The sequence below is a fragment of the Candidatus Cardinium hertigii genome (assembly GCF_003176915.1).
Classification (GTDB): Bacteria; Bacteroidota; Bacteroidia; order Cytophagales; family Amoebophilaceae; genus Cardinium; species Cardinium hertigii_A.
In genome coordinates, this window is record NZ_CP029619.1 from 595555 (window position 1) to 612926 (window position 17372).

Here is a 17372-nt window from a genome sequence, read left to right on the forward strand (position 1 = left end):
CGTTACCCTCTGTTTGATGCTACTTACACAGCAGCCTCTGATAGCTAACTCCACACATTAAAAACCACTAAACTTAAGCAAGCATTATTATTTTAAAAGCAAACTAATATAAAGATAATAACTTAATAATCCCTCAGCATGCGCCTTCCAATAGCTAATAGGTTACGTAACGTCAGCTAGTTATGAACAGCCTGTATTACCTTGTACAATCCATATGGTTCTACTATATAATTAACATCGCATCTCCATACAAGAAGAAGCGATACTTTTCTTTAATGGCTTCCGCATACGCAGCTAATACCAACTCATCTCCTCCAAAAGCAGCTATATTGACTAAGGAGCTAGAAAAAGGTAAATGAAAGGTCGTTAACAAAGCATTGCAAATCTTAAAAGGATAGGAAGGTAAAATAAACTTATTCGTCCATCCATTGTTCGCCTTTAAATGGCAAGATACAGAAACAGAAGATTCTATAGCCTTTAAAACAGAAGTACCTACCGCACAAACTTTTTTTTGCTTAGCCAAACTCTGATTTACTACATGGGCTGCTTCTTCCGTAATTATAAATCTTTCAGAAGCAGCTTTAACCTTGGTTAAGTCTTCCATATCAATAGTCTTCAGCTCCCCTAAACCAATATGAAGGGTAACACACGTAACAGAAATATTGCACAATTCCAAATATTTTAACAAATAAGGGGTAAAATGCAACCCCGCAGCAGGTAATACAATGCTCCCTATATTTTTAGCAAACAAGGTTTTATAATAAAGGCTATCTTCCGGAGTGGAGGAACGTCCTATTTGAGGAGGCAAGGGCACATGACCTATTTGCTCTATGAGGGCATAGAAGTCACTTTCCCCTCCCTCAAATAGTAATTTGAGCGTTCGACCTCTTGAAGTAGTGTTATCAATAATCTCAGCTACCAGTTCACCATTCCCAAAATAAATTTTATTGCCTATGCGAATCTTACGCGCTGGTTCTACAATAGTATCCCATAAGGCATGCTCGTGACTTAATTTACGTAACAAAATTACTTCTACTTCTGCATTGGTTTTCTCCTTATAACCATAAAGTTTACAGGGTAATACTTTGGAATCATTGGCAACTAACGTATCGCCTTTCTCAAAATAACTAGCAAGCTCCTTGATGGTTTTATGCTCTATTTGACCACTGTTCTTATGTACGACCATTAAGCGAGCTGCTTCTTTGGATTCTATAGGATATTGTGCAATGAGATCCTTAGGTAATTCGAATTTAAAATTGGATAATTTCATGATTCATGTATTAGATACATTTAACAAATAATTAAATGGCTTTCTTTCTAAAATAGCAAACAGATATCCAGACAAAAAAAATGATTATGGCCATATGCCTCTTCTGTATGCATGATTCCAGATACATCTCCATAGTAGCTTATCCCTACCATTAGACTATTGGTTAAGCTAAAGTCATACTTTACACCGCCCCCTAGATGCATCCAACCATTGAATTGTCGGGTGCTTACCAACTTGGTTCCCTTTACCTTTGAGCTAATAGGCCTGCTGGGTAAACCGATAGAGGGAATAAAACCCAGCTTAAAATACATACTGGTATCAAGCTTTATTTCACTGGTATATAATCTACATAAAATAGGTAGCCAAATAGACTGTAATAAATAGGTTTCATATGCTTCAGAAGCTGAACGAAGTGTTATGACACCCATATGGCCTAAGGCATAGGAAACACCTGCGCTTACACTACAATGTGCCCGTAAAGGAAAATGATAAGCCAAACCAGAAATCAATCCTGGTGCAATGCCCCTATCTTTTAGTGCTATTTTATTTGAATTAAAATTATAAATTTTATTTATGGATAAAGCAGGACTCAGTTCGATGCTAAAACGACCCGCTAATGCATGCGCTGTTTCTGGGCCATTTAAACCGTGTAATACGAGCACAGCAATAACATATTTTTTAATGGAAATCATAAAAATGTATGAAGAAAAAGCTGCTTCAAGCAAGCATTGTAACCCATTAATTTTTCTTTGCGTATGACCACTTCAACCGCTCGAACATCCCCACCGCTCACTAGCTTCTTTCTTCCAATCACAATTTTACACAAGACTTTCTGCTTCAAACGTAACAAATAGGTTATATCTACAGAAGGATAATAACAAAAATATGCCTCTATGCTACCTCCCTACCTACTGCTTTACAATTAACCTAAAATAGCAGCAACCAGCTAAGACAAGTTTAATAAATTTAATAAATTTTTTACAAGTTACATTTGTACGCTGTTAAGCTGTTGCATACATACAGCGTAATGTATTTTTTACGGTTGCTACTTATGTCTATAAAAGATTCAACAGCTGACTTTGGGCAATATGCAGAGTACATTGCAGCAAACTACTTGAAGCAGAAAGGATTTTCAATTTTAGCTAAAAATTTTCGTTACAAACGTTATGAAATTGATTTAATCGCTCAGAAGGGGGAATTACTTGTTTTTGTCGAGGTAAAAGCACGTAAAAACAATTTATTTGGCTATCCAGAAAATTTTATTAAGCGCAAGCAAATAAGCGGCATTCGTCTAGCTGCAGCGCATTATTTACGTAAGCAACCTTATCAAGTGCAAATGATACGTTTTGATATTATCGCTATACTAGGTAATTTCAACCAAATTACTGAGATAATGCACTTAGAAGATGGATTCTACTAAATAAGTCGTTCCCTCCTTAAGCTATTATGCCGCTTAAGACGCCCCTCTTGAATAGGGTTATAATAAGCCCCTCTTAAAATCTTAAAAAACCACCTATTTCAATCATACACAAAGAAACCACTACTACGCATATAAAACATATGCATTTTCCGTTTAATAGCATCTTATTATCCATTATATGATCGCTTTAAGCATTATGCTACTTTTTACAATATATTATACTAGGCATTTACCTTGTGCATAGGGGAAAATCCATTATTTATGTGTTGTAACGCACCTACATGTTTATAGAATAAGTCATAATCAGATATAACATAGGGGACAGGATCACTGCTTACAGCTCTGATAATATTATGCTTGTCTATAAGACGCTCACACATTGCACTACCCGTAGTATTTAAAATTTTAGGGCTTCCAAAATTTACAACAGCTACATCGCGAATACCGGCTTCTGTTTTTAGATATAAGACACTTATTACAGCAAACGCACCACCCATACTATGCCCTGTAACAGTAACACGTAAATCTTTCATGCTCACTCCGTAATGCTGCACATGCTGCCTTAAACAATTCATAAGGCTAGCACGAGAATCTTTAAATGCTTGATAATAACCCCAAGGTGCTTTTGTTCTTGCACCATCCTGTTCCGATAAAAAGTCTACATCAGCCTGCCATGCTGCTTGCAAATTAGTCCGCCAATCATAACGATCTTGTGTCCCTCGATAGGCTATAACGATTTCCTTCCCATTAGTGCCATCAAGTACAAAAATACGACCAGGTGACATGGTTGGCTTAAACTCCTCCGAATCAAATTCGTAAGAATGATAATTCCCAGGGAAACTCCTTCCTATATAACCTTTCTGCTGTAATTGCCTATTGTTATCTTGATTTTTAGCTTAATGATGGTACGTTCACCCTCTGCTGCTCGGATCAAATTAGATCAATATAGTTGTGGAGAATGCCCTAAATAATGCTAGCCTAAGCTGCAAAAAAGATGCATCAACTAAGGCCTAAGGCCTTGCTTACAGCATGCTATGCAGTTCGAACGACAAGAACGCTGTCTGATACTATACGAATTTTTAAACTTCGAAATCTCAGCAGGAGAATATTCAGATTCACGTACATATTTGAATATGTAGACCATCTTTTCTTCCTTATACTCTAGCTCAAGGGATGTAAGCGATTGTATAGGAAAAAACGTATCTGTAATGGTATCTTGCCTTTCAACGAAAGGAGATTTATCTGTGTTCATACTGTCCCTACTATCGTATGATAACTGAAGAGATTGTAACTTTAACCTCGCTAATGACGTTAAACAATCTTTATCTAAAGGACCACTATAACGTATATGCAAGATTTTATATCTTTCCGCAAAGCACAATTTTTCTTCTGTTAAATCAATAATATGCAAAGGATATTTAGAGGAAAAGGAGTTAGAAAATAACCTCTTTTCGATTAAATTTTTTTCATTCTTATATATTTGTCGAATACTTAATAAATCTTCTTTAGGTAAAAAAGCATAAATTTCTTCTCTAACTTCTGAAGGAAGTTGAAGAAACGCAACAGCCTGGCCGTTTACGCCCATATTTAAGTTACTACAGGCAGCAATCAGCATACTGACCATACATACCCTCCCTAAGGCATAAACAACATAAACAATATTTTGCATACACAACACTACCTGCTTTATATTTTAATTGTAAATAGGCTTACATACAAGCACAACAAAAAACCAGATCAAAACCAAAACAAAAAGCTTTCATGGCAAGATAGGGGGATTGTTCAGATAAGTAAAGTTTGCTATAAAATCACAATCCAATGCAAGGCCTCCTGTATCAGCTCCTATGATGCATCCAGATTTATGTCTACATTCAGATCCAAATCCAAAATCTCAACCCGATAATACTTTTGCTAATTGCTTAACATCTTGTCTAAAAGCATCAGACTTATCTTTTTGATACTTCTCCAGGGCATATTGGATCAGATAATGTAACAAGCCAATGCATTACGACATGTAATGCAAACAGACGACTTTTATCTAGATATTCGCGCAGTGATACGGGGGTATACAAAGCACGACAACCAGCCACGATCAAAGTCCTCTTCTGATGAACTATCCCTATTTAGATCAATAACCACAACCATATATACACAACTGCACACCAAACCAACTTGTACCCCTTTCTACGATTTAGTTTTTAGGGAAAAAGCTTGCCTATAAGCATACTTCAAAAGTTTTTTAATAAAAGTAATGTATTGTACATTTTTTGCTTAATCAACAAGCACTTAAAAGAAAGAACCACACATTCCCTTTACCTAAGTGCTTTTTAAACAGGACCTTTCAGCTAATAAGATCGCCTTATGTTCATAAGATTTCCTTATTTAAATAATTAAATACTGATTTTCTTTATTCTTGCTATGACCATTAAAAACACCCATTTGGCTATCTCGCCAACTATAAATGGCTTTATACCTAAGTGAAAGGCTTTATAAGCATTTATGTATTGTATAAGCCATAAATAGCCACAGCCAAAAATGGCCAAACTACCCAGCAAGCAAAGCAATAAGACCGAATGAACAGTAATAATATCGGATAGATACGTTTTATACCAAGACATAGGATAAAGTGCAACTAAAAAGCCTATAAGGAATCCACCCGTTGGGCCCATTATATACGATATACCAGAGCCAAAATTTGCAAATACAGGGATTCCCATCATCCCTATTAGAAGATAAACAATTACGGCACTGTATGCATGACATTTACTGTAAAAAATCCCTATAAATAACACGGCAAATGACTGCATGGTGACTGGGACTGGCTTTAATGGTACGGAAATCTGTGTGCATACAGCTAATAAAGCAATAGCAGAAAGTATAGCTGTTATTCGGTGAAAATTCGAAGCGCATCGTATATATTTTAACGAAGACCTAATAATTTTATTACAAGTTGCAATAGACATAACGCCATAAAAATTAAATGGAACAACAAATTTTTAACTAAAAGCTAAAAGCAAGGATACTAAATTCAGCTTTTAATAGCAAGCTCTATGCATTTAATAACCCAGCATATCACCATATAATAGTATGGAGCTTTATAAGGTGCTAAACAGTGTAACACGATTATTTATTCTTTATTATTGATTTCAAATGTAATAATTAGTCCTACAAAAAAGCAGCTTCCTTTCAGGTTACTGCATAGCTATCCTATTGGCTACTGTCTTTGGAGGGCAATTTTTAAAAAAGAATTGCGTTTTAAGCTAATCTAAGCTAAGTACAGCCATAAAGGCCTCTTGTGGAATCTCCACAGCGCCCACCTGGCGCATTCTTTTCTTTCCTTTTTTTTGTTTTTCTAAAAGCTTTCGCTTTCGTGAAATATCACCCCCATAACATTTAGCAATCACATTTTTACGCAATGCTTTTACCGTTTCCCTAGCCATTATTTTTGTACCAATAGCTGCTTGAATACTAACTTCAAACATATGCCTAGGGATAATATCTTTAAGTTTCCTGCATAAGGTTTTCCCACGCTCATAAGCATTCGACTTATGTACAATAGCCGACAAAGCATCTACTTTTTCATTGTGCAATAATATATCTAATTTCACAAGATCTGCAGCAGCAAATTTACATAACTCATAATCTAATGAGGCATATCCCCGTGAAATGGTTTTAAGCTTATCAAAAAAATCAAATACTATTTCCACTAAAGGCAGCTCAAAGGTAAGCTCCACTCGATCTGCTGTAAGGTAAACCTGATTATTAAACACACCCCTTCTATCCATACAAAGTTTTATAATACCTCCTACAAACGTGGATTTGGTAATAATTTGAGTCCGCATTACTGGCTCTTCAATATGCCCTATATCATTGGGATCTGGCATATCTGCAGGAGATTGCACAAGTAATAGTTGCCCTTTTTTATCTATAACATGAAATTGTACAGAAGGGACTGTGGTAATAATGGTAATATTAAACTCTTGCTCAAGCCTCTCTTGAATAATCTCCATATGAAGCATCCCCAAAAATCCGCACCTAAAACCAAACCCTAATGCAATAGAAGTTTCTGGTTCCCAAACCAATGCAGCATCATTGAGCTTCAGCTTTTCCATAGCATCTCGTAGTGCTTCATATTCGCTTGTATCTACAGGATAAATACCGGCAAATACCATAGGCTTTACCGCTACAAAGCCTTGTAGCATAGCAGCAAGTGGCTGCCCCGTTTTATCCATATGTGTAATGGTATCACCTACCTTTACCTCACTGGCATTTTTTATCCCAGCTATCATATAGCCTACATCGCCTGCCTGTAGCAACGGTCTGGGTAATTGCTGTAATTTTAAAATTCCTACTTCTTCTACCTTATAAGTATGGTCTGTGCTGATACATTTAACCAGATCTCCAGGCTTGATCATACCATTAAAAATGCGCAAATAAACCTCTACCCCACGAAAAGTATTATATACAGAATCAAAAATCATAGCCTGTAAGGGCGTTTGGTTGTTCCCTTGCGGAGAAGGTATACGGGTTACCACTGCTTGCAGTAAGGCATCAATCCCTATGCCCTGCTTAGCACTAACAGAAATAATACTATCATGTGCACATCCTATTAGTTCTACTATTTGATCCTTTACCTCTTCAGGCATAGCCCCAGGCAAATCAATCTTGTTTAACACAGGAATAATGGTAAGATCCTGGGCTAATGCTAAATAAAGATTCGAAATAGTTTGTGCCTCTATGCCTTGCGAAGCATCCACTACCAACAAAGCCCCTTCACAAGCTGCAATAGAACGTGAAACTTCGTAGGTAAAATCTACATGCCCAGGCGTATCAATTAGATTGAGTAGATAATTTTGTTCCTCATATAGATAAACCATCTGAATGGCATGGCTCTTAATGGTAATACCCCGTTCCCGCTCTAAATCCATATTATCCAATATTTGATCTTTTTGATCACGTGGATCAATGGTCCCAGTCCATTCTAATAGACGATCTGCTAAAGTACTCTTGCCATGATCAATATGGGCAATAATGCAAAAATTTCGAATGTTTTTCATTAAAAACGTAGGTATGATATAAAGAAAGCGTAAGTGAATGACGTGGTTTTTAGAACGTAAATGTTTACCTATACAAGATACAAGTTACGGAATTAAAAAAATAATATTATCTTTACAACAAGACATTAATGGTAAAAGCACTTAACGCAAACTAAAAGCAATTATGCATAACCTAATAAGATATGTTGAAAGCGTATGCTGTCCACAGCCTGCACAAAGCTTCCCTTCTTTTAAGGCAGGCGACACACTTAATGTGCATGTAAAAATACAGGAAGGCAACAAAGTTCGTATTCAACAATTTCAAGGGGTAGTTATCCAACGAAGGAACCCCAATACCAGTGGGGAAACTTTCACTTTACGAAAGGTCTCTAAAGAAATTGGTGTAGAACGTATTTTCCCATTGAACTCCCCTACTATTGAAAAAATAGAGTTAAAAAGAAGAGGCCGTGTACGCAGAGCAAGGATTTATTACCTTCGCAACAAGCAAGGCAAAGCAGCTCGTATTAAAGAACTAAGGTAATACGTATACCTTCAACGGGTACAAAGGGTAGGTGCAAAAGGTGGGTATAAAGGTTAACTTAACAAGGCAAAAAAATACCTATAGAACCTTAGGTTATTCACTTACAAGCAAAAACCGTATTGCCTCCTTAGCTCAACTGGTAGAGCAACTGATTTGTAATCAGTAGGTTGCTGGTTCGATTCCGGCAGGAGGCACTTCCAAAGTAGGCGCGCCTGCCTTAAGCCAAGCAGAAAACCAAAAGCTACCTACCGCTCTAACAGATTGACATAAGCGTGCCTCAACTTGTCCTTGCAGCGACTGATGATAAAGCGTAGCAAATTCAATCGAGTATTTCTTTTTTAGCACACTGCCTTCTTGTTGAAAACTATATTTCAGCCAAGCAGGATAGCGGGTAGCTAGCTGTCGCTCCACGGCCAATACCGTAGGAACCAAAGCATGGGATGCTCCTATAATGGTCCAAATATGTAACAAAGGATCCTGTATATCATGCGCTTGTCCTATCCAAAGGGTATAGGTATCAAAAAATAAAAGGGGAAGTTGTGTTTCCCATAAAGCATGAATCCCTTCCTGATGGGTCATCTGCCCATCATACTGTTCTGTCGTATGCAAAGGAACATGTGCATCTGCCACGTAATGACCTAAATCTGCTGAATATTTCAAAATGTTAGGCAAATCCTTGTCCTTAAAAGCCTTCACTAACTTTGTATAAGTCTTTACAATAGCCCAAGGGAGTTGACCATGCCGTATTAATGCTGCCATACCATATTGTGCAACAGCTTGCTTAAAGGTTATCTTTTGTTTGGCTGCCCAAACATAATATTCAAGATCTATAAAGTGATTGCTCGCCTCCTCTTGTATGGTATACCTACGCTTATCTGGGTTAACTGCCTTTTCCGTTAAATAAACTAAATGGGCTTTATAAAACGAAAACATAGCCGGTGGCAACGTAGTAATAGCATAACGATTAATCTGCTTATGCGCAAAAAATCCCCAAGCCCAAGTAGGTGAAACAGCTATAAGAAAAAGAATACCTAACCCACACAGCTTTTTCAAAAAAATTAATGCAACCATACTAATCAAACGTTAACTTGCCTCTGTCCTGCTTAGGCCGCCTCTTAATTTTCCCCAAAATAGGTATCTCAAAAGCGAAACTTCCCTACCTATAGCATACCCTATAGCGTCATAACCGGTAAAATAATAACTTTCTAGTACCCACATATGCGTTTGACTTACAGAATATATAGTATACTTGCTCCAAATTTATGCTAATAATATTACTGATTTATACAAAAAAAACACTAAATTTATAGGGTAAAAAACTCTTCTAAGAGGTAAGATATTGAATAAAGCTGTAAAAAATACTACCTTGCTATTGAGGGGCTTATTTAAGGGAAATTGACACAAAGGGGTATGTTTTTTTATAGGGCTAAATAAAATACATTTCAATTATTATACTATATGGCAAATCATCTATCAGCTAAAAAAAGAATTAGATCAAACCATGCAAAATACCTGCGCAACCGTTACCAGTTAAAAACATGTAGAACCTTTATGAAGAAGGTTAAGCATCTTACGGATAAGACAGCTGCGCTACAGTTATTGCCTAAGGTTTCTTCTATGTTGGATAAGCTTGCAGCAAGCAACATCATCCATAAAAACAAAAGTGCCCATAGTAAAGCTCAGCTTGCCAAACATATAAATAGCTTAATAGCAGCATCTTCATAAGGTAGGACTGCATCTTACTATAGCGTTAACAGCGTAAATGCTTTTAATGGAAACAGCATGGCATATGAACATCAGCACAACGGTTTCACTTAGAGTCCAAGATTGGGCCATGGCAGATCGACCAAGAGAAAAGCTACTGCAAAAGGGAATCGCCTCTTTAACCGATGCAGAGCTTCTAGCGGTGCTCATAGGGTCTGGTACACGCCATATGAATGTAATCTTATTGGCACAGCATATCCTTAAAGCCAATGGCAATAGTTTGCATGAGTTAGCCAAGCGTTCTGTACAGGAGCTTCAACGCTTTAAAGGCATCGGAGAAGCTAAAGCAATTACTATTGTTTGTGCCATGGAATTAACACGTAGACGTATTCCTACAACCAACCATAAAAAGAGCATTGTAAGCAATTCCCTACAAGCCTATACGCTGCTGCAACCAGATCTAACCGATAAACTTGCAGAAGAATGCTGGATTCTGCTGCTTAATAGAGCTAACTATCTGATCAAAAAAATCAAGATTAGCAGCGGTGGTATGAACGCAACAATAGTAGATCCTAAGCTTATCTTTAAGTTGGTATTGGAACATCAAGCGGCTTCCCTAATATTAGCACATAACCACCCCTCTGGGAATCCTATGCCCAGCATTACAGATATTCAATTAACCCAACGTCTTTTAGAAGCTGGTAAACTGCTAGATGTGGATATTATAGATCATATCATATTTACAGATAATACCTATTTTAGTCTTGCAGACCAGGGCATGCTAAAAAAATTTCCATTAGAAAAGAGCCCAAAAAGAAAATAAAACATGCTTTATAAGCCATACAAGCCTCTGCCTAATAGTAAAGGCTCTAAAAGCTTCCCTAGACTAACTGGTTTTACTGCTTTGATCGGGCTTTCCTCTGCAGTGGGAGGTGCGTATTTTCATTGCCTATTTTCATAATAGGCATCTATCAAGAGATTCTGGTAACTACTAGCCAAAGCTAACGTGTCACAGCGCTCATTTTCTTGATGGCCTGAATGCCCCTTTAACCAGCATAAACGCACACGATGTTTTTGATATACCAACCAAAAACGTTTCCATAAATCTGCGTTTTTTTTCCCTTTAAAGTCTTTTTTTAGCCAAACTTGAAGCCATCCTTTTTCAACTGGTTGCAACACATACTTAGAATCACAATAGATGGTCACCTCTTGTCCATCCGCTTTCAAAGCCTCTAATCCTATGATCACGCCCAATAATTCCATGCGGTTATTGGTTGTTCTTCTATATCCTTGCGATAATTCTTTTGTATAATGGCCATATTTCAGGATAACACCATACCCACCAGGCCCTGGATTGCCCCTAGAAGAACCATCCGTATAAATATGAATCATCTGTAACCAACTAAAGCAAAAATGACTGCTAATCCTAGCATTTTAAATCAATACCTTGTAAGTCCCATTTTTCTATAACGGTAATAGCTGAATCATAAAAAGTCACAGGATTAGGCTCAATATTTTTACGAATATCACCAGGGGACCATTCCGTTTCTCCTGCATTCAGTACCCGAACACGTACGTTATACACACCAGGCGGTACCAAGGTAAATTTATATTCTTTCTTATCCCGAATAGAATCTAAAACCTGACCACTCTCAGAATGGACCAATTCAATAATAAAATGAGGGAACGCAGTAGTTACACTACCTGCAATCGTACCTGTTTCTTCTGCTTGCCTAAATGGATATTCTAAACTTATTTTTTTATTTTTGGTATGATCAAATGCAATACAACTACCCGCTTCCAACTGAAGTGTAACGATCCTTGATGCAATTTTACTTTTATTGTCCGTTTCTTTAGTAGGAACGATACATTTTAACATTTCTTCTTCTGAGAAATTTTTCTTTATCGTAAGCTTGCTTTTATCTGTATTCCACACTAGCTCTTCCTCCTTAAGTGGAATTTTATACTGATCCTTACATTCAAAATAAACCAATGTTCGATCAAACGTTTGTATTGGCTTGTTGAAGGTAATCGACTCTGTAAACGCAGGCAATATAGAAGGCAGTAAGCGCGGCGCTACACTACAGAATAAATCTTTTTTATCCAAGGTACCTTCCTTAAAATAGAGGGATATTTCCTCCTCTAATAGCGTATGTAACGCATCTTCAACAACTATTTTAATAGGAAAAGGTTCGCCTGCTAAGCAATGCAACGTATTAAATACTATAATGGTTTCAGGTGATTTTTCTGAAATAAGGCTATACAATGGACGCTCCTTTTTAACTAGCATGGTTTGCAATGGTAGAAGCTGGTACTTTGTTATAGCTTTATTAAAAATTATTTCACAAAATCCCTTTTGTGGAACAACGCGTATATGCTTCAAATCACGCACATCTGATTCTATAAGCGGAACTACAATAGCTTCCTGTGAATTATTTAAATCAATTGGATCTTTCAAAAATCCATATTTTTCTTTTTCGCAATCTATTTGATAATTATTAACCGACCCTGTAACCGCACGTAAATAATAACGACCCAAACGTATATGGTTAAGGGTAAAGTAGCCATCTTTATCTGTTTCAGTATAATAATCTGGTATACACTTTTCTTTATCATAACCTGGATCTTTCTTTCCTTTTTGCCACTCCTTAGGATCTCGTTCTGCATTATAGAAATAGACATTTACATTTTCTACTGGTTTATTCGTTAATAATGCTTTAACCTGCCCTTTAGCAGTAATAGAATCTATAAAAGCACCCGTGCTAAAGGTTACGGATGCATGCAATGGTTTGGGTTTAGTCCCTTCATGCCTATCTTTCACTACATTATGCAAATGAAAAGCATACGTTGTATCTGCTTTTAAAGGTGCATGAAGCTTAAGTTCTAAGGTCTTCCCCTTGACAGCATAGCTATAAGGAGGCTTATTGTTAGGCTTATCCAATGTAGGCATCACAATCAAATTCTTATATACATGCTCTACTGCAATCTTTTTATCAAAAGTAAAGCGCAACTTAGGACCCTTAAAGTTTAAAGCACCTTCTCCTGGAAAAGACCGAATAAGCTTAGGGGGCGTTTGGTCAGGCGGCCCTCCTTCTGGTGTTTTAACCTCCACACAAGCTGTAAGCGGCATTAACCAAGCAATAATACACCAAAGTAACAAACGCCTAAACATAACATTCAAATGGAAACAATAGCTTCATGCAGATGGCATACCCATCCTGCCTTACTACGAGAACCTATATATATAGTGGAGAATGGGGGAGTCGAACCCCCGACCTTCTCGATGCCATCGAGACGCTCTAGCCAGCTGAGCTAATCCCCCTCTAAATGTTTACAATGATACTACTATATTAATAATAAATCAAACCAATGAAAAGCTTACAACTGCAATAATAATGATTTAATACTGGTTTTATTGTGCAAAAAATCAGCTACCGCAGCAGCATCCATACGATGCTGTTCCCTAGAATCCCTTGCCCGTATGGTAACGGTATCATCTTCTAACGTTTGATAATCAACTGTAATACAGTAAGGTGTTCCGATAAGATCTTGCCTCGTATACCGCCTACCAATGGATTGCGTAGCTTCATATCCAACTGCAAAGTCACATTTCAAGTGATTCCATAATTTTAAAGCTTTCGTTTCTAGGCCATCCTTCTTTACTAAGGGTAAGACAGCTGCTTTAATAGGAGCTAACGGAGGTGGGAATTTTAAATAAGTTCTTGCCTTACAGCCATCTGTTGTCTCTTTTTCCTGTGTGAAAGCATTACTTAACAGCATTAATATCAGTCGATCAAGACCTACTGATGTTTCTATAACATAAGGTATATAACTTTTATTTAGCTCAGGATCAAAATATTCTATCTTTTTTCTGGCATAATGGGCATGATTCCTTAGATCAAAATCTGTTCTAGAATGGATCCCTTCTACTTCCTTAGATCCAAATGGAAAGGCATATTCGATATCCACCGCAGCGGTTGCATAATGAGCTAGTTGCTGATGTGGGTGAAAGCGCAATTTATCGTCAGAGATACCTAAGACATTATACCAAACCTTCCGTCTTGCTTGCCAATAATCAAACCATGTTTGTTCTGTTCCAGGTGGAACAAAAAATTGCATTTCCATTTGCTCAAATTCACGCATGCGGAAAATAAACTGACGCGCTACAATTTCATTCCGGAAAGCTTTCCCTATTTGTGCAATGCCAAAAGGAATTTGCATACGGGCTGATTTTTGTACATTCAAAAAATTAACAAAGATTCCTTGTGCTGTTTCCGGCCGTAAATACAACGTTGTAGCATCTTCTTGCGCCCCAACCTGGGTGGCAAACATTAAATTAAATTGACGTACGGCTGTCCAATTGGCCGTTTTTGCAAGCGGACATACAATTGCAAATTCTTGCATCAATGCATCTATGCCAGCTAAATCACCTAATGCTAAGTAATTTCCCATTGCTTCTAGCAGCTTCTTTGCTTGCGTAGGTTGACCCTGACTAACCAGCTGAGCGGCATGCGCCTCTATCAACCAATCTACCCGGTAGCGTTTTTGGGAATCCTTGTTATCAACCATTGGGTCCGTGAATCCATCTAAATGACCAGAAGCTTTCCAAGTAGTAGGATGCATCATAATAGCAGCATCAATGCCAACTATATTTTCCTGCAACTGGGTCATACTTTTCCACCAGAATTCCTGAACATTCCGCTTCAAGGCTGTCCCATAGGGACCATAATCATAAGTAGCCTGTAATCCTTCATAAATAGCACTAGATGGATAGATAAAGCCGTAGGCATAAGCATGGGAAACAACGGCTTTAAACATATGATGGGATGCATTAGCTGAAAGGCTATCTTCTACAAAGGACATTTGAACAGATAAATTTATACATGACGAAAATTAGGTACATTGTATTTTGTACCAAATCCAACCGATACACTCAAAAATAGTTTCGCTCTAGTAGAAACTGGGTCAAACCCCACTTTTTTTGTACCCAATGATTTCCATTCTTCTTGTTTTTCTTCTGGTAACTTAGCATCGCTATACTATACCAAAGCTTTTATACAAATATAATCTTTTTCTTTATCTACTAAGAGAGCCAATAAGCCCAAAAATTGGTTTGTCCTACTTGCTTGCAGCTTCTTTTCCCTTGGAGCACATCCATAGACGCTATGTAAACTACGATCAAAACCAGATGCATTTATATAAGCAATATTTCCAATTGTATATAACGTATGATTTTGTATAAGTTTAAAATAATTATATAAAATAGTATTAGTAGAGAAATAAATATATAAAAAGCATTAAGCAACATAATACAAAGTATGAAATTATTAACATGTTTAGTGTTATCACTATTGTACTAGTAAATGAATAGGTTTATTTTATTTATTTTATCGTCCAAACAATTAAACAATCATCTCATGTTCCGTTCACGCACTGTTTTTATTTGAAAGGCCCATAGGATATTATTTTTGGGGTATATTTTTATGCTTATTTGTAGCTTTAATAAGCAAATAGAACAAACTCCTTCTTTACATGAGGCAGCATATGAAGGCAAGCTAGATTGTCTCACGGCTTTAATTAAAGGAGGGGCTGATGTAAACCTAAAAGATAAAGATGGAGCGGCTCCTTTACATCTGGCAGCACAAGAAGGCAAACTAGATTGTCTCACGGCTTTAATTAAAGGAGGGGCCAATGTAAACCAGAGAGATAAGGATGGACGAGCTCCTTTAGATCTGGCAATACAAATGAAACGTTTAGCGTGTATTGATAGACTACAGGCTAATGGAGGAGAGTAGGAGCTGCTGCTTGTACAGCAGCTTCAAGATGAAAGCGTGCTGCATTTTCCCAAAAGCGTGTAATGAGCGCTTTGGCTTTAGCTTGATAAAGCAGCTTATCTTGCCAATTCTTTCTAGGATCCAATATAGCTGAATCAATGGCTGGTAAAGCGGTAGGGATAGCCAAGTTAAAGCCTGGCAAGCAGTCATAAGTGACTTCTTTTAGTAGACCACTTACAATAGCCTGGATAAGGGTACGCGTAAGTTCAATAGGGAATCGATATCCCCCTGCACCATAGCTACCAGCTGTCCATCCTGTATTAACCAAATAAACCGTTGCACCACTTTCCTTTAGGCGTTCCCTAAATAAATGGAGGTATGTTTCTACAGGCCTAATCAAAAAAGGAGCGCCAAAACAGCTACTAAAAGTAGCTTGAATGCGCTGTTTTTGCCCTACTTCTGTACTACCTACCAAGGCTGTATAACCGCTTAAAAAATAATAAGCTGCTTGTTCTTCCGTTAAACGGGCTACAGGCGGTAATACCCCATAAAGATCACAAGTCAAAAATATAATAGATTCTGGGGAACGATTGATCCATTGTGCATGCAGCCGTTGCGTAACGAAATCAATTGGATAAGCTGCTCGGCTATTTTGGGTTAATGTAGCATCCCCATAATTAGGTTCTAAAGTATTGGGATCCAATTGTACATTTTCCATGATACTGCCATAACGAATGGCTTGCCCAATGACAGGCTCCTGATCTAAAGACAAATTAAAGCATTTAGCATAACAGCCCCCTTCGCAATTAAATACAGCTTGGTTACTCCATCCATGCTCATCATCTCCTATTAAATAACGCGTAGCATCCGAAGATAAAGCCGTTTTCCCTGTTCCAGATAACCCAAAAAACAAAGCTACATCTCCCCCTTCCCCTACATTAGCCGCACAATGCATAGGTAAAACAGCTTGCTCGGGTAATAGATAACTTAATACGGAAAACATGGCTTTTTTGATTTCACCAGCATAACGGTGCCCACATAGCAATACCTTACGCGCCGTCAAGTGAATAAGCAAAGCCGCATCACTGGCTACCCCATCGCGATCTGGATCTGTAAGTAGCCCAGGTAAACTTACAATAGTCCACATTGAATTACTATCCTGTAGCTGCTTATTTTGAGGTCGAACGAATAGTTGACAAGCAAATAAAGTATGCCACGCATACTCACTAATAATGGTAATAGGTAAACTATAGGGAAAGTATGTAACCAGCTGCAAATGTGCTGCAAAACGATCTATGGTAGCAAGGTAAGCCATTGCACGTTCCCACAAGTTTTGAAAAACACTTGCTTCTATAGCTTGATGGATAGGCCCCCATGCTATTTTATCCGCTACCTCAGCCGTCTTAACAATAAATTTATCTTTAGGAGAACGTCCACTACGCTTACCTGTTGTTACGCTTAATGCACCATTGGCAGCTAGTACGCCTTCTCCACGCTGCAAAGCATGGGCAATAAGTGCCGAAACGGAAAGATCCATATAATGAACGGGACGAGATGGCATAAAACTCCTTTAAAAGTAAAACGTAAAATAAACCAAATGCAATATTAAACAAATAAGACAAATAAC

Annotated in this window: 17 protein-coding genes and 2 tRNA genes; 6 read left to right on the top strand and 13 right to left on the bottom strand. The window is 37.6% G+C overall.

Features of this window, described 5'->3' with window-relative positions:
• Positions 1–223: 223 nt before the first annotated feature.
• The 3 genes from queA to DK880_RS05590 are packed head-to-tail and all read right to left on the bottom strand — an operon-like array spanning position 224 to position 2084.
• Entirely contained in the window at positions 224–1270 is a 1047-nt protein-coding gene (gene queA / locus DK880_RS02380) for a tRNA preQ1(34) S-adenosylmethionine ribosyltransferase-isomerase QueA (RefSeq protein WP_109997229.1), read from the bottom strand.
• A gap of 47 nt (positions 1271–1317) precedes the next feature.
• Complete coding sequence (locus tag DK880_RS02385) at positions 1318–1962, bottom strand: outer membrane beta-barrel protein (protein WP_109997230.1); 645 nt, start codon at positions 1960–1962, stop codon at positions 1318–1320.
• Positions 1959–2084, bottom strand: a complete 126-nt coding sequence (locus DK880_RS05590) for a hypothetical protein (RefSeq protein ID WP_262494588.1) — start codon at positions 2082–2084, stop codon at positions 1959–1961. Before DK880_RS05590 ends, DK880_RS02385 begins: the two co-directional genes overlap by 4 nt.
• A gap of 237 nt (positions 2085–2321) precedes the next feature.
• Between DK880_RS05590 and DK880_RS02390 the strand changes: the two genes are divergently transcribed.
• On the top strand, positions 2322–2690 hold the full coding sequence (locus DK880_RS02390) for a YraN family protein (RefSeq protein ID WP_162534126.1): 369 nt from the start codon (positions 2322–2324) through the stop codon (positions 2688–2690).
• 221 nt (positions 2691–2911) lie between these two features.
• Here DK880_RS02390 and DK880_RS02395 read toward each other — a convergent pair whose 3' ends face one another.
• From DK880_RS02395 to lepA, 4 genes are all read right to left on the bottom strand, one after another.
• Positions 2912–3475, bottom strand: a complete 564-nt coding sequence (locus DK880_RS02395) for a lipase family protein (protein WP_109997232.1) — start codon at positions 3473–3475, stop codon at positions 2912–2914.
• A 218-nt stretch (positions 3476–3693) separates the two neighbouring features.
• A complete protein-coding gene (locus DK880_RS02400; RefSeq protein ID WP_109997233.1) occupies positions 3694–4359 on the bottom strand; it encodes an F-box protein in 666 nt (221 codons plus the stop codon).
• 721 nt (positions 4360–5080) lie between these two features.
• Positions 5081–5653: a biotin transporter BioY gene (locus tag DK880_RS02405; protein WP_109997234.1), complete on the bottom strand. Its 573-nt coding sequence runs from the start codon at positions 5651–5653 to the stop codon at positions 5081–5083.
• Between the two features lie 297 nt (positions 5654–5950).
• The gene (gene lepA / locus DK880_RS02410; protein WP_109997235.1) at positions 5951–7747 is read right to left on the bottom strand and encodes a translation elongation factor 4; all 1797 of its coding nucleotides are present in this window, start codon (positions 7745–7747) and stop codon (positions 5951–5953) included.
• Between the two features lie 163 nt (positions 7748–7910).
• Here lepA and rplS point away from each other — a divergent pair, with 163 nt between their 5' ends.
• Together rplS and DK880_RS02420 are read left to right on the top strand one after the other, a co-directional pair.
• On the top strand, positions 7911–8267 hold the full coding sequence (gene rplS, locus DK880_RS02415) for a 50S ribosomal protein L19 (RefSeq protein ID WP_109997236.1): 357 nt from the start codon (positions 7911–7913) through the stop codon (positions 8265–8267).
• Between the two features lie 121 nt (positions 8268–8388).
• A tRNA-Thr gene (locus DK880_RS02420) sits at positions 8389–8461 on the top strand.
• Here the strand turns inward: DK880_RS02420 and DK880_RS02425 are convergent.
• Positions 8427–9320 carry a zinc dependent phospholipase C family protein gene (locus DK880_RS02425; protein WP_204082238.1) on the bottom strand — a complete coding sequence of 298 codons (894 nt, stop codon included), beginning with the start codon at positions 9318–9320 and terminating at the stop codon, positions 8427–8429. The two genes, DK880_RS02420 and DK880_RS02425, sit on opposite strands and share 35 nt — an antisense overlap.
• A gap of 405 nt (positions 9321–9725) precedes the next feature.
• On the opposite strand from DK880_RS02425, the gene rpsT reads away from it, so the two are divergent.
• The gene (gene rpsT, locus DK880_RS02435; protein ID WP_109997239.1) at positions 9726–9992 is read left to right on the top strand and encodes a 30S ribosomal protein S20; all 267 of its coding nucleotides are present in this window, start codon (positions 9726–9728) and stop codon (positions 9990–9992) included.
• 46 nt (positions 9993–10038) lie between these two features.
• Positions 10039–10794 carry a RadC family protein gene (gene radC, locus DK880_RS02440; protein ID WP_109997703.1) on the top strand — a complete coding sequence of 252 codons (756 nt, stop codon included), beginning with the start codon at positions 10039–10041 and terminating at the stop codon, positions 10792–10794.
• A gap of 119 nt (positions 10795–10913) precedes the next feature.
• Here radC and rnhA read toward each other — a convergent pair whose 3' ends face one another.
• From rnhA to DK880_RS02460, 4 genes are all read right to left on the bottom strand, one after another.
• Positions 10914–11363 carry a ribonuclease HI gene (gene rnhA / locus DK880_RS02445; protein WP_109997240.1) on the bottom strand — a complete coding sequence of 150 codons (450 nt, stop codon included), beginning with the start codon at positions 11361–11363 and terminating at the stop codon, positions 10914–10916.
• A gap of 34 nt (positions 11364–11397) precedes the next feature.
• Positions 11398–13143 (bottom strand): Ig-like domain-containing domain, encoded by a 1746-nt coding sequence (locus DK880_RS02450; protein WP_109997241.1) that lies wholly within the window; start codon positions 13141–13143, stop codon positions 11398–11400.
• Between the two features lie 76 nt (positions 13144–13219).
• Positions 13220–13293: transfer RNA gene (locus DK880_RS02455), tRNA-Ala, on the bottom strand.
• A gap of 56 nt (positions 13294–13349) precedes the next feature.
• The gene (locus tag DK880_RS02460; protein WP_109997242.1) at positions 13350–14834 is read right to left on the bottom strand and encodes a glycine--tRNA ligase; all 1485 of its coding nucleotides are present in this window, start codon (positions 14832–14834) and stop codon (positions 13350–13352) included.
• A 620-nt stretch (positions 14835–15454) separates the two neighbouring features.
• On the opposite strand from DK880_RS02460, the gene DK880_RS02465 reads away from it, so the two are divergent.
• Positions 15455–15766, top strand: a complete 312-nt coding sequence (locus tag DK880_RS02465) for an ankyrin repeat domain-containing protein (RefSeq protein WP_109997243.1) — start codon at positions 15455–15457, stop codon at positions 15764–15766.
• Here DK880_RS02465 and DK880_RS02470 read toward each other — a convergent pair.
• Positions 15750–17306 (bottom strand): phosphoenolpyruvate carboxykinase (ATP), encoded by a 1557-nt coding sequence (locus tag DK880_RS02470; protein ID WP_109997244.1) that lies wholly within the window; start codon positions 17304–17306, stop codon positions 15750–15752. The genes DK880_RS02465 and DK880_RS02470 overlap by 17 nt on opposite strands.
• Between the last annotated feature and the right edge of the window lie 66 nt (positions 17307–17372).

Excerpts from the sequence above, each read along its gene's own strand:
- rplS (WP_109997236.1), top strand. The coding sequence starts at position 7,911 with ATGCATAACCTAATAAGATATGTTGAAAGCGTATGCTGTCCACAGCCT.
- DK880_RS02465 (WP_109997243.1), top strand. The coding sequence starts at position 15,455 with ATGCTTATTTGTAGCTTTAATAAGCAAATAGAACAAACTCCTTCTTTA.
- DK880_RS02390 (WP_162534126.1), top strand. The coding sequence starts at position 2,322 with ATGTCTATAAAAGATTCAACAGCTGACTTTGGGCAATATGCAGAGTAC.
- DK880_RS02450 (WP_109997241.1), bottom strand. The coding sequence starts at position 13,143 with ATGTTTAGGCGTTTGTTACTTTGGTGTATTATTGCTTGGTTAATGCCG.
- DK880_RS02470 (WP_109997244.1), bottom strand. The coding sequence starts at position 17,306 with ATGCCATCTCGTCCCGTTCATTATATGGATCTTTCCGTTTCGGCACTT.
- DK880_RS02395 (WP_109997232.1), bottom strand. The coding sequence starts at position 3,475 with ATGTCACCTGGTCGTATTTTTGTACTTGATGGCACTAATGGGAAGGAA.
- DK880_RS02405 (WP_109997234.1), bottom strand. The coding sequence starts at position 5,653 with ATGTCTATTGCAACTTGTAATAAAATTATTAGGTCTTCGTTAAAATAT.
- DK880_RS02400 (WP_109997233.1), bottom strand. The coding sequence starts at position 4,359 with ATGCAAAATATTGTTTATGTTGTTTATGCCTTAGGGAGGGTATGTATG.
- lepA (WP_109997235.1), bottom strand. The coding sequence starts at position 7,747 with ATGAAAAACATTCGAAATTTTTGCATTATTGCCCATATTGATCATGGC.
- rnhA (WP_109997240.1), bottom strand. The coding sequence starts at position 11,363 with ATGATTCATATTTATACGGATGGTTCTTCTAGGGGCAATCCAGGGCCT.
- rpsT (WP_109997239.1), top strand. The coding sequence starts at position 9,726 with ATGGCAAATCATCTATCAGCTAAAAAAAGAATTAGATCAAACCATGCA.
- radC (WP_109997703.1), top strand. The coding sequence starts at position 10,039 with ATGGAAACAGCATGGCATATGAACATCAGCACAACGGTTTCACTTAGA.
- DK880_RS02385 (WP_109997230.1), bottom strand. The coding sequence starts at position 1,962 with ATGATTTCCATTAAAAAATATGTTATTGCTGTGCTCGTATTACACGGT.
- queA (WP_109997229.1), bottom strand. The coding sequence starts at position 1,270 with ATGAAATTATCCAATTTTAAATTCGAATTACCTAAGGATCTCATTGCA.
- DK880_RS02460 (WP_109997242.1), bottom strand. The coding sequence starts at position 14,834 with ATGTCCTTTGTAGAAGATAGCCTTTCAGCTAATGCATCCCATCATATG.